This is a genomic window from Pseudomonas sp. Pseusp21 (assembly GCF_059492145.1).
This window is the reverse complement of the sequence record NZ_CP168520.1, coordinates 3,251,794-3,264,857: the sequence shown is the minus strand read 5'-3', so window position 1 is coordinate 3,264,857 and position 13,064 is coordinate 3,251,794. Positions and strand designations below refer to the sequence as shown.

The following is a 13,064-nucleotide window of genomic DNA, read 5'->3' as shown; positions in this document are numbered from 1 at the left end:
GGAGTGAGCATGACAACAACCAATTCCCCCGACTCGCGCTGGACGCGGCGGCGTGACGAGAAGCAGCGGCGCCTCGACAAGGTGCGCGGGCTGGCCGACGGTGCGGTGTTGCCCACCGACAGAATCGTCGCGGCGCTTGAGGCGCTGATCCTGCCCGGCGACCGTGTGGTGCTGGAGGGCAACAACCAGAAGCAGGCGGATTTCCTCTCGCGCTCTCTGGCCAAGGCCGATCCTGAAAAGCTCCACGACCTGCACATGATCATGCCCAGCGTCGGCCGTTCCGAGCATCTGGACCTGTTCGAACGCGGCATCGCCCGCAAGCTCGATTTCTCCTTCGCCGGCACCCAGAGCCTGCGCATCAGCCAGTTGCTCGAAGACGGTCTGCTGGAAGTCGGCGCGATCCACACCTACATCGAACTCTACGCCCGACTGGTGGTGGACCTGATTCCCAACGTCGTGCTCTCGGCCGGGTTCATGGCTGACCGGGCCGGCAACATCTACACCGGCCCGAGCACCGAAGACACCCCGGCGCTGATCGAACCGGCAGCCTTCAGCGACGGCATCGTCATCGTCCAGGTCAATCAACTGGTGGACGATGTCAGCGAACTGCCGCGCGTGGACATTCCGGCGTCGTGGGTCGATTTCGTGGTGGTGGCGGACAAGCCGTTCTACATCGAGCCGCTGTTCACCCGCGACCCTCGGCACATCAAGCCTGTGCACGTGCTGATGGCGATGATGGCGATCCGCGGGATCTACGAAAAACACAACGTGCAGTCGCTGAACCACGGCATCGGTTTCAACACCGCGGCCATTGAACTGATCCTGCCGACCTACGGCGAATCCCTCGGCCTCAAGGGCAAGATCTGCCGCAACTGGACCCTCAACCCGCACCCAACCCTGATCCCGGCCATCGAAAGCGGTTGGGTCGAAAGCGTGCATTGCTTCGGCACCGAACTGGGCATGGAAAACTACATCGCCGCCCGGCCTGATGTGTTCTTCACCGGCCGTGACGGCTCGCTGCGTTCCAACCGGATGTTCTGCCAACTGGCCGGGCAATACGCGGTGGACCTGTTCATCGGCGCGACCCTGCAAGTCGATGGCGACGGCCATTCCTCCACCGTGACCCGTGGTCGTCTCGCCGGGTTCGGCGGCGCGCCGAACATGGGCCACGATCCGCGCGGCCGTCGTCACGGCACTCCGGCCTGGCTCGACATGCGTCATGACGATTCGCAGCAACCGATGCTCGAACGCGGCAAGAAACTCGTGGTGCAGATGGTCGAGACCTTCCAGGAGGGCGGCAAACCGACCTTCGTCGAAACCCTCGACGCGGTGGAGGTCGCGAAAAAAAGCGGCATGCCGCTGGCGCCGATCATGATCTACGGCGACGACGTCACCCACCTGCTGACCGAAGAGGGCATCGCCTACCTGTACAAGGCGCGCTCGCTGGAAGAGCGTCAGGCGATGATCGCTGCGGTCGCCGGCGTCACCGCCATCGGCCTGCGGCACAACCCGAAAGACACCGAACGCATGCGCCGCGAAGGCCTGATTGCCTTGCCCGAAGACCTCGGCATCCGTCGCATCGACGCCACCCGCGAATTGCTGGCGGCGAAAAGCGTGGCCGATCTGGTCGAGTGGTCCGGCGGCCTCTACAACCCGCCCGCCAAGTTCAGGAGTTGGTAATGCACGCACTCAACCTGCAACCCAAAACCATCACCCTCGCGGAACGGCTGGCGGACCTGGCCGTGGACGCGCTGATCGACGAAGCCGACCTGTCGCCGAAACCGGCGCTGGTCGACCGTCGCGGCAACGGCGCGCATACCGACCTGCACCTGGGATTGATGCACGCCTCGGCGCTGGCATTGTGGCCGGCGTTCAAGGAAATGGCCGAGGCCGCGCTTGAATTCGGCGAGATCGGCTTACCGCTGCGCGAAGCCATCGGCCGCATCGGACGGGAAGGCGAACAAGCGATGCTCGCCACCACCCACGGCGTGAACACCCATCGCGGGGCGATCTGGGCGCTGGGCCTGCTGGTCACGGCTGCTGCGCTGGACACGAAATCCACCAGCGCCAGCGCCGTGACTCTGCGCGCTGCGCGTCTGGCATTGCTCGATGACCGTTATGCGCCGCGTCCGCTGAGTCATGGCGCGCAAGTCGCCCAGCGCTACGGCGCTCGCGGTGCCCGGGAAGAAGCGCAACTCGGCTTCCCGTCCGTAGTGCAGCGTGGCCTGCCGCAGCTCAAACGCAGCCGCGCCGCCGGCCATGGCGAACAGAACGCCCGGCTCGACGCCTTGCTCGCAATCATGACCGACCTCGTCGACACCTGCGTCCTCTATCGCGCTGGCGAACCGGGCCTGCACGCCATGCAACACGGCGCCCAGACAGTGCTCGACGCCGGTGGCAGCGCCAGCCTCACCGGTCGCCGCCGCCTGCACGAACTGGATCAACAACTCATCGCATTGAATGCCTCGCCCGGTGGCGCCGCCGACTTGCTCGCCGCCAGCCTGCTGCTCGATCGAATCGAGCGCGACGGCATCCTTCAGGGAGCGTTTTGATGGAAACCTTATCCTTTGAATTCCCCGCTGGGCAGCCGCCACGCGGTCGGGCGCTGGTCGGTTGTGTCGGTTCGGGCGATCTGGAAGTGCTGATCGAACCGGGCCTGGCCGGCAAGCTGACGATCAACGTGCAGACTTCGGTCAACGGTGCCGAGCAGCGCTGGCAGCATCTGTTCGCACGGATGTTCGACGGCACCACACCACCGGCGATGGCCATTGATATCCACGACTTCGGTGCGACCCCGGGCGTGGTGCGCCTGCGGCTGGAACAAGGCTTCGAGGAGATCGGCCATGACTGACACCTCAGCGCTTCTACACAAACATTCGTTCGTCGAACTCGGCGCACGGCAGCGGGCAAACGCCTTGCTCGACGCCGGCACTTTCCGCGAACTGCTCGACCCGTTTCAGCGCGTCATGTCGCCATGGCTGGAACGCCAGGGCGTGGTGCCGCAGGCCGATGACGGCGTGGTGATCGCCAAGGGCAGCCTCGACGGTTTGCCGGTGGTGATCGCGGCGATTGAAGGCGCGTTTCAGGGCGGCAGCCTCGGTGAAGTCGGCGGCGCGAAAATCGCCGGCGCGCTGGAACTGGCCGCCGAGGACAACCGCAAAGGCATTCCGACCCGCGCCATCCTGCTGCTGGAAACCGGCGGCGTGCGCTTGCAGGAAGCCAACCTCGGGCTGGCGGCGATTGCCGACATCCACGCGGCGATTGTCGATCTGCAGCAATACCAACCGGTGGTTGGCGTGGTGGCCGGCAGCGTCGGTTGCTTTGGCGGGATGTCGATTGCCGCTGCGCTGTGCAGCTATTTGCTGGTGACCCAGGAAGCACGCCTAGGCCTGAACGGCCCGCAGGTGATCGAGCAGGAAGCCGGAATCGAGGAATACGACTCCCGCGACCGGCCCTTCATCTGGAGCCTGACCGGTGGCGAGCAACGTTTCGCCAGTGGTCTGGTGGACCGCTATGTCGCCGATGACGTGGCGCAGATTCGCGGGCAGGTCGGCGAGTTGCTGCAACAGGGCCTGCCAGCGCAACCGCGCAGTCAACGGGCCGAGTGGTTCCTGCAACGCCTGACGAGCCTGGACACTTACAAGCAAATCGAGCCTTCGGTGGTTCGCGATCTGTATCAAGGAGAGCGCTCATGAGTGGTTATTCCGTGCGCGGTTTGAACTGGTTCAACGCCTTGAGCGCTGGCGCGAATGCCGTTGAAGGTTTGCCGCCCTCGCTGAAGGTCGCTGACGGACCACTCGGGCGCTTTATCGCGGTGGTCGCCGATCCGCAAAACCGTTTCCCTCGCGCCCGCAACGGCGAAGTCGGATTGCTCGAAGGCTGGGGCCTGGCCAAGGCGGTGGATGACGCGATCACCGCCGACCAGGACAAATCGCAAAAACGGCCCTTGATCGCCATCGTCGATGTGCCGAGCCAGGCCTACGGTCGCCGCGAAGAAGCCCTCGGCATTCATCAGGCTTTGGCCGGTGCGGCAGACGCTTATGCCCGCGCGCGGCTGGTCGGGCATCCGGTGATTGCGCTGCTGGTGGGCAAGGCCATGTCCGGGGCGTTTCTCGCTCACGGATATCAGGCCAATCGCTTGATCGCCCTGCGTGATCCGGGGGTGATGGTGCATGCGATGGGCAAGGCTTCGGCGGCGCGGGTGACGTTGCGCAGCGTTGAAGAACTGGAAGCTCTGGCGTCCAGCGTGCCGCCGATGGCCTATGACATCGACAGCTATGCCAGCCTCGGATTGCTTTGGGAAACCTTGTCGGTGCAGCAGATCGAACAGCCGACGGCGGAGGATCTGGCGCGGGTCGGCGAATGCCTGAAGCAAGCCATCGAAGATATTGGCGCGACTGATTTGAGCAATCGTCTCGGCGCGAAAAACCGCGAAGCCTCCAGCCGCGTACGTGAACTGCTGAGGGCGCAGTGGTGAACAGCGTTCTCGCCCACGACTTGCTGTGGGGCATGACGCCGGCGCAGTTGCCGGCGGATGCGCCGCAGTGGGCGATTGATTCGCTGGCTGGCGGGCAACCGGTGGTGGTGCGGCGGGCGTTGAGTGAGGAAGGACTTGTGGCAGTGGGCGTGCGCGGTCGGTTGCGCGAGCAGCGATTGGCGACGTTCATGGCGATCGATTCGATTGCCTGTCGGGTCAGCCCGGAAGCGCTTTGTCATGTAGAGAGCGCGCGTGATCTGCCGGTCATGCAGGCGCTGCGGCAACTGCGGCCGATGCTTGATGATTGCGGTTGGATCTGGGGTGTCAGTGGCAGTGTCGGGTTTGAGCTGGCCAGTGGATTTACGGCAATGCACGAGCGCAGCGATCTCGACTTGATTCTGCGTACACCGCAACTCATCACCCGTAACCAGGCGCGCAAACTGGTGGCGCATCTCGATCAGGCGATCTGCCGGGTCGACCTGCAATTGCAGACGCCGTTCGGTGCCGTCGCCCTGCGTGAATGGGCCGGGAATGCTTCGCGGGTGCTGTTGAAAAACGCCCATGAAGCCTGTCTGGTGTCTGATCCGTGGAACCCGCAGGAGCAGGCAGCGTGAGCAGCCTGCTGGTGTTTCCCGGCCAGGGCGCGCAGCAGCCCGGCATGCTCCAGCGTTTGCCTCGGGAAACGCTGATCGAGGCCAGCGATAGCCTCGGTGAAGATGTCTTGCGGCTGGATTCCAGCGAAGCGCTGCGCAGCACCCGGGCGGTGCAGCTCTGCTTGCTGATCGCCGGCGTTGCAGCCTCGCGGCAGTTGTTGCAGGACGGACTCACCACAGATTACGTCGCCGGCCTGTCCATCGGTGCCTACCCGGCAGCGGTGGTCGCCGGGGCGTTGAGTTTCCGCGATGCGCTGCATCTGGTCAGCCTGCGCGGCGAGTTGATGCAGCAGGCTTATCCACAGGGCTTCGGCATGACCGCGATCATCGGCCTGCAATTATCCACAGTCGAAATGCTGCTGGCGCAGGTGCACGGCGCAGAAACACCGGTGTACCTGGCCAACATCAATGCCGATAACCAGGTGGTGATTGCCGGCAGCGACAAGGCGATGCAAGCGGTCGCCGAGCTGGCACGCAGTCGTGGCGCCGGGCTGGCAAAACGGCTGGCGGTCAGCGTGCCGTCGCACTGCCCGTTGCTGGATGAGCCTGCGCAAACCCTCGCCGAGGCGTTCAAAAAGGTTGAACTGAAAACACCGAAAATCGCTTACCTGAGCGGCAGTCGCGCAAGGCCTGTGACCCAGGTAGAAGCGCTGCGCGACGACCTCGCCTTCAACATGTGCCGCGTAGTGGACTGGCGCGGCACCGTGCAAAGCGCCTACGAGCGCGGCGTACGTCTACAGATCGAACTGCCGCCTGGAGCGGTGCTGACCGGGCTGGCGCGCCGGGTGTTCGAACAGGGGACTGTCGCTGCCTTCGACAGTGCCCGGCTCGACACCTTGCAGGCGCTGTTGCGTGAGGAGGGTAGCCGCCGACTCTAGACCGCCGCGACTCAGGCTTCGAACAACAAAAACAATTCGACGATGCACTTTGAGGACTACAACAATGATTATTTACGGTGTGGCGCTGCTGGCGATCTGTACGCTGGCAGGGGTGATCATGGGTGACATGCTCGGTGTTCTTCTGGGCGTCAAATCCAACGTCGGCGGGGTCGGCATCGCCATGATCCTGTTGATCTGCGCGCGGTTGTGGATGCAGAAACGCGGCGGCATGACCAAGGATTGCGAGATGGGCGTTGGCTTCTGGGGCGCCATGTACATTCCGGTGGTGGTGGCGATGGCCGCGCAACAGAACGTCGTCACCGCCCTGCACGGCGGCCCGGTGGCGGTGCTGGCGGCGATTGGCTCGGTGGTGGTCTGTGGCTGCACCATTGCTTTGATCAGCCGCACCCATAAAGGCGAGCCTTTGCCCGACGAGCCGGCGGAAATCTCCCCGGTCGGCACACCGGTAGGAGGTCGCTGACATGTGGGATCTCATTGAAAAGGGTCTGGAACACAACGGTCTGATCACCGCGTTCGCCTTCGTCGGCGTGATCATGTGGGTCTCGGTGATCCTCTCCAAACGCCTGACGTTCGGACGGATTCACGGCTCGGCGATTGCCATCGTCATCGGCCTGGTGCTGGCCTGGGTCGGCGGCACCATGACCGGCGGGCAGAAGGGCCTGGCGGACCTGACGCTGTTCTCCGGCATCGGCCTGATGGGCGGCGCGATGCTGCGGGATTTCGCCATCGTTGCCACGGCGTTTGAAGTGCAGGCGACCGAAGCGAAGAAGGCCGGGATGATCGGGGTGATTGCGCTGCTGCTGGGCACGATCCTGCCGTTCATTGTCGGCGCGTGCATGGCTTACGCGTTCGGTTATCGCGATGCGGTGAGCATGACCACCATCGGCGCGGGTGCGGTGACTTACATTGTTGGCCCGGTGACCGGTGCGGCGATTGGCGCGACTTCGGATGTGATGGCGCTGTCGATTGCCACCGGGTTGATCAAGGCGATTCTGGTGATGGTCGGCACGCCCGTGGCGGCGCGCTGGATGGGCCTGGATAACCCGCGCTCGGCGATGGTGTTCGGCGGGCTGGCCGGGACGGTGAGTGGCGTGACGGCGGGGCTGGCGGCGACGGATCGGCGGTTGGTGCCTTATGGGGCGTTGACGGCTACGTTTCACACCGGACTTGGGTGTTTGCTTGGGCCTTCGCTGCTGTTCTTCATTGTTCGCGGGATTGTTGGCTGAACGTCAAAAGCGCCCTCATGATCGTTCCCACGCGGAGCGTGGGAACGATCATCAGCCGCGATCATTGGGTAGTCTGGCGATTCGCATACATCCGGCACTCCGCCAACAACGCCAGCAGATTCGGATCCCGCTCTTTAGCCTTCAAAAACACCACCCCAATGTGCTGCTGCAACCGGTACTTCTCCTGCAGCGGAATCAGCTTCACCCGGTTCTCGTACACCGCCGCAATCCTCCCCGGCAGCAACGCATAACCGACCCCGGAGCTGACCATGCTCAGCAGGGTGAAGATGTCGTTGACCTGCATCGCTACCTTTGGCTCGAACCCCGCCTGCCGAAACACTCGGATGCCGTCCTGGTGGGTGGCGAAGCCTTGGGTGAGGGTGATGAAGGTTTCGTCGCGCACCTCCGCCAGATCCACTTCGCTGCGTTGGGCGAAGCGCGAATCGGCCGGAGTGGCGAGGAAAATGTCGTCGGAAAACAGTGGAATCTGCTCGCAGTCCGGGTCGTTGACGGTGTCGTCCAGCGACACCAGGATCGCGTCGACTTCCATGTTTTTCAGCTTGTAGAGCAGGTCGATGTTCGAGCCGAGAATCAGGTCGATGTTGAGTTCGCTGCGGCGGATCTTCAAACCCATGATCAGCTGCGGCACGGTTTTCACCGTCAGCGAATACAGCGAACCGAGCTTGAAGCGCTCGGCCGAGAACCCGGCGGCTTCGCGGGTCAGGCGCACGCTTTCGACCACGTCCTGAATCAGCTTCTGCGCCCGCTCCTCGAGCACGTAGGCGCTTTCCAGTGGCGTCAGGTTGCGCCCTTCGTGCTTGAACAGCGGACAGCGCAGGGCGCTTTCCAGCGAATGGATCGCGCGGTGCACGCTGACGTTGCTGGTCTGCAACTCGGCGGCGGCGCGGGCGAGGTTGCCGGTGCGCATGAAGGCGAGGAACACCTCGAGTTTCTTCAGGGTAAATTCTTCGTCGATCAGCATGGCGCGGACTCTTCTTGGTATCGCTCGATTGTGCCCAAATATCAGGACAGGTGCCTGCCTGCGTTGAACGGAAACATTGCGCTTTTACGCTCAAGGCCCGAGCCTTGCGCGTTGCGGTAACGAAATCGAGGTGTGCGACACATGTATCACGGAGAAAAACTGAACGCCTGGACGCATCTGGTCGGTGCGGTAGCGGCGTTTGTCGGGGGTGTCTGGATGCTGGTGATTGCCAGCCTCGACGGCAGCCCTTGGAAGATCGTCAGCGTGGCGATTTATGCCTTTACGTTGCTGGTGCTTTACAGCGCGTCCACCGTGTACCACAGCGTGCGCGGGCGCAAGAAAGCGATCATGAAGAAGGTCGATCACTTTTCGATCTACCTGCTGATCGCCGGCAGTTACACGCCTTTCTGCCTGGTGACCCTGCGCGGGCCGTGGGGCTGGACGCTGTTCGGGATTGTCTGGGGGCTGGCGCTGATCGGCATCCTGCAGGAGATCAAGCCACGCTCGGAGGCGCGGATCCTGTCGATCGTGATCTACGCGGTGATGGGCTGGATCGTGCTGGTGGCGGTCAAGCCGCTGATCGCCGCGCTCGGGACGGCGGGGTTTGCCTGGCTGGCGTCGGGTGGCGTGCTGTACACCGTGGGGATCATCTTCTTTGCCCTCGACCATCGGTTGCGGCATGCCCACGGGATCTGGCATCTGTTCGTGATCGCCGGGAGTTTGCTGCACTTTGTGGCGATTCTGTTTTACGTCCTTTAAGCGCCTATCAGTCGGCCGAGTTGTTCGCTGGCGCGCTGACTGAAGATCTGCAGCAAATCATTCAGCGTATGTGGCGGTGGTTCGGTGGCGCGAGTCACCGCGTACAGCGTGATCGGCAGCGGCGGGGCGAGAGGGCGGATAGTGGTGGTGGCCGATGAGGCACCCAGCGCGGTGAACGGATCGATCACCGTGACACCAGCGCCAGACTCCACCATCGCTCGGGCCAGCGAATACGTCTGCACGGCGATCCGCACACGCGGCGGCGGTTCGACCGCTTCGAGATAACTATCGAGGCGGGCGGCCAATGGATCGGCGCTGGACAGGCCGATCAGCGGCGCTCCCGCCAACGCCATCAGCGGCAACGGCTGACCAGCGTCTTCTTCCGGCCAGTAACCTTTCGGCGCCAGCGCCACCAGAACCCCCGAGGCCAAAGCCTGGGCCTTCAGCCCCGGATGATCCGGCAACTGCAACGTCAGGGCCACGTCCACTTCGCGCATCAAAAGGTTTTGCATCAGCTCGCGACTGTGGGCGCTCGACAGTTCGCAGGCGATGTCCGGGAATTGCGCGGTCCACTGCTGGATCGCCGGCGGCAGCAACGACAGCGCCAGCGCCGGGGTCGCGCCGATCCGCAGGCTGTGACCGGGTGCTCGGCGCAGGCTCTGGGCCAGACGCCGTACGCCTTGCAGGCTTTCGGTGACCTTGTCGACTTCGCGTTCCAGTTCCAGCGCTTCAGGGGTCGCCTGCAACTTGCCGCGCACCCGCAGAAACAACGGAAAGCCCAATTGCTGCTCGGCGTGCTGCAGCACCTTGGTCACCGCCGGTTGCGAGACGTGCAGTAACTGCGCAGCAGCGCTGACCGAGCCGGTCTGGCGAATGGCCTGGAAAATCTCGATATGACGAAGGCGCATGACGATCCCATAACCTTTTTTTATAGGTTTGGCATCTTTATTCATTGTTCGGCGCCTGTCACCTCACCCTAACCTCGGCCTCGTCTTCAAGAACGATTAAGGACGGACATGGCTCAGCGTGTGTGCATCATCGGCGGCGGCGTGATCGGGCTGGCAACGGCCTGGGCGCTGGTGCGCGACGGTTTCGAAGTGACAGTGGTCGAGGCGCGGCAGTCGCTGGGCAGTGAAACCAGTTTCGCCAACGGCGGCCAGTTGTCCTACCGCTACGTCGCGCCACTGGCCGATGCCGGCGTGCCGTTGCAGGCAATCGGCTGGATGCTGCGTGGCGACTCACCGCTGAAACTTCGCCCGCGCCTGGACCCGGCGCAGTGGCGCTGGATGGCCTCGTTTCTCGCCGCGTGCCGCACCTCGGTCAACCGCGAAAACGCCGCGCATCTGTTGCGTCTGGCGCTGTTCAGCCAGAGCACGCTGAAACGCTGGCGTGAGGACGACGGACTCGTCGGCTTCAACTGGCGACGCAACGGCAAACTGGTGACTTTCCGCAACGCCGCCAGCTTCGACCATGCACGCAAGGGCCTGGCCGATCCGCAACAACAGCAGGTGTTGTCCGCCGCCGAATGTGCGCGGCTGGAGCCGGCACTGACCGATGCGCCGTTTGTGGGCGCGATCTACACGCCGGATGAAGAAGTAGGCGACTGTCACGGCTTCTGCCAACAGCTGGCGGCGCGATTGAAGGCGTCGGGCCGTTGCGAATTTCGTCTCGGTCAGGCAGTCACCGGCATTCGCCATAGTCACGGCGCCGTCACGGCCATTGAACTTGGCGAAGAGACTTTGCCGGTCGAACAACTGGTGATCGCCGCCGGCCATCGCAGCCCGTTGCTCGCGCTGCCCGGCCTGCGCCTGCCGCTGTATCCGCTGAAGGGCTACAGCCTGACCGTGCCGATTGGCAACGAGCACCGGGCGCCGGACGTGAGCATCACCGACTACGACCGCAAGATCGTCTACGCGCGTATCGGCGAACAACTGCGCGTAGCGGCAATGGTCGACATCGTCGGTTTCGACCCGGCGTTGGACCCCGAGCGGCTGGCGCTGATCAAGCGCCAGGCCCGCGACACCTTTCCCGACGCCGGCAACTACGATGCGGCCGTCGAATGGGCTGGCATGCGCCCGGCCACGCCCACCGGCGTTCCGCTGTTGGGCGCCACGGCCTATCGCAATCTGTGGCTCAACCTCGGCCACGGTGCGCTGGGTTTCACCCTGGCCTGCGGCAGCGGGCAGTTGCTCAGCGAACTGATTGGCGAGCAGCGCACATCCATTGACCTACACGGGTTCAATCCCCGTGCGGCGTGACGGTTTCTGCTAAAACACCCCACCCACAACGGAGAATAACAATGCAAAAAATCACGTTGCTCGGCTGCACACTGGCGCTGGTTTTCGGCGCTCAGGCGCAGGCCAATGAAGTGCCGCTGACCGGTACGCTTGGCAAGATTGCCAGCGCCAACAGCATTACCCTGGGGTATCGCGATGCGTCGGTGCCGTTTTCGTATGTGGGCGATCACACCGGGCAGCCTATGGGGTATTCGGTGGAGCTCGCGGGCAAGATCGTCGAGCGCATCCAGCAGCAACTGGCGTTGCCGGAGCTGAAGGTGAAGTACAACCTGGTGACGTCGCAGACGCGGATTCCGCTGGTTCAGAACGGCACGGTCGACCTTGAATGCGGCTCCACCGGAGTGACCGCCGAACGGCAGAAGCAGGTCGCGTTCTCCTACGGTTTTATCTACGTCAAAGGTCAGCTCCTGACTGCCAGGGACAGCGGCATCAAAAGCTTCGATGACCTGCGCGGCAAGAACGTGGTGACCACCGCCGGCACCACCAACGAGCGCTATCTGAAGAGCTACAACCTCGACCACAGACTGAACATGTTCGTGATCAGCGCCAAGGATCACGGCGAGGCGTTCCAGATGCTGCAATCGGGACGTGCGGCGGCGTTTTACATGGACGATGCGCTGCTTTACGGCGAGCGGGCCAAGGCGCGCGACCCGCATAACTGGGTCGTGGTGGGGGAGGAGCAATCGCGGGAAATCTACAGCTGTATGGTGCGCAAGGATGATCCGCAATTCCTCGCGCTGGTCAACGGTGTGCTGGCCGACCTGTACAGCTCGGGGGAGATCAACGGCATCTACCGCAAGTGGTTCGAACAGCCGATCCCGCCGAAGGGTCTGAACCTTGAGTTCCCGATGACCAGCGAACTCAAGGCAATCATCGCCAGACCGGTCAGTGATCCGGTGCAATAATTGTCAGATCGAGGTGCTGCCATTCGCCAGCAGGCTGGCTCCCACATTGGATTTCGGGTGTTCGCGATTTTGTGTGCACCGCAGATCACCTGTGGGAGCCAGCCTGCTGGCGATGGCGTCTTAGAAATCACCCCACAGTTGCTGCGCCACCGCCAGTGCCACAACCGGCGCGGTCTCGGTGCGCAGCACGCGCGGGCCGAGGCGGGCGGCGTGGAAGCCGTTGGCCTTGGCTTGCTCGACTTCGGCGTCGGACAAGCCGCCTTCCGGGCCGATCAGGAACGCCAACGTCGCAGGCTTGGCATGGCTGACCAAAGGCTCGGCCACCGGGTGCAGCACCAGTTTCAGTTCGGCTTCCGTCTGCTTCAGCCAGTCGGCCAGCAGCACCGGTGGATGAATCACCGGTACTCGCGAACGACCACATTGCTCGCAAGCGCTGATCGCCACCTGACGCCAGTGCAGCAGGCGTTTGTCGGCGCGTTCGTCCTTGAGGCGGACTTCGCAGCGCTCGCTGAAGATCGGGGTGATTTCGGTCACGCCCAGTTCGGTGGCTTTCTGGATTGCCCAGTCCATCCGCTCGCCCCGGGACAGGCCCTGGCCGAGGTGGACGTGCAGCGGCGATTCGACCTGACCGGCGAACTGCTCGTCGATCTGCACCACCACGCGCTTCTTGCCGACTTCCACCAGCGATCCGCGAAACTCATGGCCGGAGCCGTCGAACAACTGCACCGCATCGCCCTCGGCCATGCGCAGCACGCGGCTGATGTAATGCGCCTGGGCTTCCGGCAGTTCGTGTTCGCCAGTGCTGAGCGGGGCGTCGATAAAAAAGCGGGACAGTCTCATTTCGGGTCTCTCTGATTAGATCGTTC

At 63.5% G+C, this 13,064-nt stretch carries 15 protein-coding genes; 12 read left to right on the top strand and 3 right to left on the bottom strand.

Annotation, left to right across the window (positions count from 1 at the left end; translation table 11 throughout):
* Positions 1–9: 9 nt before the first annotated feature.
* The 9 genes from mdcA (at position 10) to madM (ending at position 7,255) form a co-directional block, all read left to right on the top strand.
* Complete coding sequence (gene mdcA, locus ACEN93_RS14865) at positions 10–1,680, top strand: malonate decarboxylase subunit alpha (protein WP_490842962.1); 1,671 nt, start codon at positions 10–12, stop codon at positions 1,678–1,680.
* Entirely contained in the window at positions 1,680–2,552 is an 873-nt protein-coding gene (locus ACEN93_RS14860; RefSeq protein WP_490842963.1) for a triphosphoribosyl-dephospho-CoA synthase, read from the top strand. The genes mdcA and ACEN93_RS14860 overlap by 1 nt, the downstream gene beginning before the upstream one ends.
* Positions 2,552–2,851, top strand: a complete 300-nt coding sequence (locus ACEN93_RS14855; protein WP_039767948.1) for a malonate decarboxylase subunit delta — start codon at positions 2,552–2,554, stop codon at positions 2,849–2,851. Before ACEN93_RS14860 ends, ACEN93_RS14855 begins: the two co-directional genes overlap by 1 nt.
* Positions 2,844–3,695, top strand: a complete 852-nt coding sequence (locus ACEN93_RS14850; RefSeq protein ID WP_495610211.1) for a biotin-independent malonate decarboxylase subunit beta — start codon at positions 2,844–2,846, stop codon at positions 3,693–3,695. The genes ACEN93_RS14855 and ACEN93_RS14850 overlap by 8 nt, the downstream gene beginning before the upstream one ends.
* Complete coding sequence (gene mdcE, locus ACEN93_RS14845) at positions 3,692–4,477, top strand: biotin-independent malonate decarboxylase subunit gamma (RefSeq protein ID WP_085667388.1); 786 nt, start codon at positions 3,692–3,694, stop codon at positions 4,475–4,477. The genes ACEN93_RS14850 and mdcE overlap by 4 nt, the downstream gene beginning before the upstream one ends.
* On the top strand, positions 4,471–5,091 hold the full coding sequence (locus tag ACEN93_RS14840) for a malonate decarboxylase holo-ACP synthase (RefSeq protein WP_134334147.1): 621 nt from the start codon (positions 4,471–4,473) through the stop codon (positions 5,089–5,091). The genes mdcE and ACEN93_RS14840 overlap by 7 nt, the downstream gene beginning before the upstream one ends.
* Positions 5,088–6,008 (top strand): malonate decarboxylase subunit epsilon, encoded by a 921-nt coding sequence (gene mdcH, locus ACEN93_RS14835; protein ID WP_495610210.1) that lies wholly within the window; start codon positions 5,088–5,090, stop codon positions 6,006–6,008. Before ACEN93_RS14840 ends, mdcH begins: the two co-directional genes overlap by 4 nt.
* 64 nt (positions 6,009–6,072) lie before the next feature.
* On the top strand, positions 6,073–6,489 hold the full coding sequence (gene madL / locus ACEN93_RS14830; protein WP_008063455.1) for a malonate transporter subunit MadL: 417 nt from the start codon (positions 6,073–6,075) through the stop codon (positions 6,487–6,489).
* 1 nt (position 6,490) lies between these two features.
* Entirely contained in the window at positions 6,491–7,255 is a 765-nt protein-coding gene (gene madM, locus ACEN93_RS14825; RefSeq protein WP_007953314.1) for a malonate transporter subunit MadM, read from the top strand.
* A 61-nt stretch (positions 7,256–7,316) separates the two neighbouring features.
* Here madM and ACEN93_RS14820 read toward each other — a convergent pair whose 3' ends face one another.
* Positions 7,317–8,237 carry a LysR family transcriptional regulator gene (locus tag ACEN93_RS14820; RefSeq protein WP_495610209.1) on the bottom strand — a complete coding sequence of 307 codons (921 nt, stop codon included), beginning with the start codon at positions 8,235–8,237 and terminating at the stop codon, positions 7,317–7,319.
* Between the two features lie 141 nt (positions 8,238–8,378).
* Here ACEN93_RS14820 and trhA point away from each other — a divergent pair, with 141 nt between their 5' ends.
* A complete protein-coding gene (gene trhA, locus ACEN93_RS14815) occupies positions 8,379–8,996 on the top strand; it encodes a PAQR family membrane homeostasis protein TrhA (protein WP_011336351.1) in 618 nt (205 codons plus the stop codon).
* Here trhA and ACEN93_RS14810 read toward each other — a convergent pair.
* A complete protein-coding gene (locus ACEN93_RS14810; RefSeq protein WP_074690222.1) occupies positions 8,993–9,904 on the bottom strand; it encodes a LysR family transcriptional regulator in 912 nt (303 codons plus the stop codon). The genes trhA and ACEN93_RS14810 overlap by 4 nt on opposite strands.
* A 108-nt stretch (positions 9,905–10,012) precedes the next feature.
* Here ACEN93_RS14810 and ACEN93_RS14805 point away from each other — a divergent pair, with 108 nt between their 5' ends.
* Positions 10,013–11,254 (top strand): D-amino acid dehydrogenase, encoded by a 1,242-nt coding sequence (locus ACEN93_RS14805; protein WP_085667391.1) that lies wholly within the window; start codon positions 10,013–10,015, stop codon positions 11,252–11,254.
* A gap of 41 nt (positions 11,255–11,295) precedes the next feature.
* A complete protein-coding gene (locus ACEN93_RS14800) occupies positions 11,296–12,198 on the top strand; it encodes a transporter substrate-binding domain-containing protein (protein WP_495610208.1) in 903 nt (300 codons plus the stop codon).
* Between the two features lie 120 nt (positions 12,199–12,318).
* Here ACEN93_RS14800 and ACEN93_RS14795 read toward each other — a convergent pair whose 3' ends face one another.
* Positions 12,319–13,038, bottom strand: a complete 720-nt coding sequence (locus ACEN93_RS14795) for a 16S rRNA (uracil(1498)-N(3))-methyltransferase (RefSeq protein ID WP_495610207.1) — start codon at positions 13,036–13,038, stop codon at positions 12,319–12,321.
* Positions 13,039–13,064: the final 26 nt, after the last annotated feature.

What these genes read in the sequence shown, in the direction of transcription:
- mdcA (WP_490842962.1), top strand. Translation starts at nt 10, where the DNA reads ATGACAACAACCAATTCCCCCGACTCGCGCTGGACGCGGCGGCGTGAC.
- ACEN93_RS14860 (WP_490842963.1), top strand. Translation starts at nt 1,680, where the DNA reads ATGCACGCACTCAACCTGCAACCCAAAACCATCACCCTCGCGGAACGG.
- ACEN93_RS14855 (WP_039767948.1), top strand. Translation starts at nt 2,552, where the DNA reads ATGGAAACCTTATCCTTTGAATTCCCCGCTGGGCAGCCGCCACGCGGT.
- ACEN93_RS14850 (WP_495610211.1), top strand. Translation starts at nt 2,844, where the DNA reads ATGACTGACACCTCAGCGCTTCTACACAAACATTCGTTCGTCGAACTC.
- mdcE (WP_085667388.1), top strand. Translation starts at nt 3,692, where the DNA reads ATGAGTGGTTATTCCGTGCGCGGTTTGAACTGGTTCAACGCCTTGAGC.
- madL (WP_008063455.1), top strand. Translation starts at nt 6,073, where the DNA reads ATGATTATTTACGGTGTGGCGCTGCTGGCGATCTGTACGCTGGCAGGG.
- madM (WP_007953314.1), top strand. Translation starts at nt 6,491, where the DNA reads ATGTGGGATCTCATTGAAAAGGGTCTGGAACACAACGGTCTGATCACC.
- ACEN93_RS14820 (WP_495610209.1), bottom strand. Translation starts at nt 8,237, where the DNA reads ATGCTGATCGACGAAGAATTTACCCTGAAGAAACTCGAGGTGTTCCTC.
- trhA (WP_011336351.1), top strand. Translation starts at nt 8,379, where the DNA reads ATGTATCACGGAGAAAAACTGAACGCCTGGACGCATCTGGTCGGTGCG.
- ACEN93_RS14810 (WP_074690222.1), bottom strand. Translation starts at nt 9,904, where the DNA reads ATGCGCCTTCGTCATATCGAGATTTTCCAGGCCATTCGCCAGACCGGC.
- ACEN93_RS14805 (WP_085667391.1), top strand. Translation starts at nt 10,013, where the DNA reads ATGGCTCAGCGTGTGTGCATCATCGGCGGCGGCGTGATCGGGCTGGCA.
- ACEN93_RS14800 (WP_495610208.1), top strand. Translation starts at nt 11,296, where the DNA reads ATGCAAAAAATCACGTTGCTCGGCTGCACACTGGCGCTGGTTTTCGGC.
- ACEN93_RS14795 (WP_495610207.1), bottom strand. Translation starts at nt 13,038, where the DNA reads ATGAGACTGTCCCGCTTTTTTATCGACGCCCCGCTCAGCACTGGCGAA.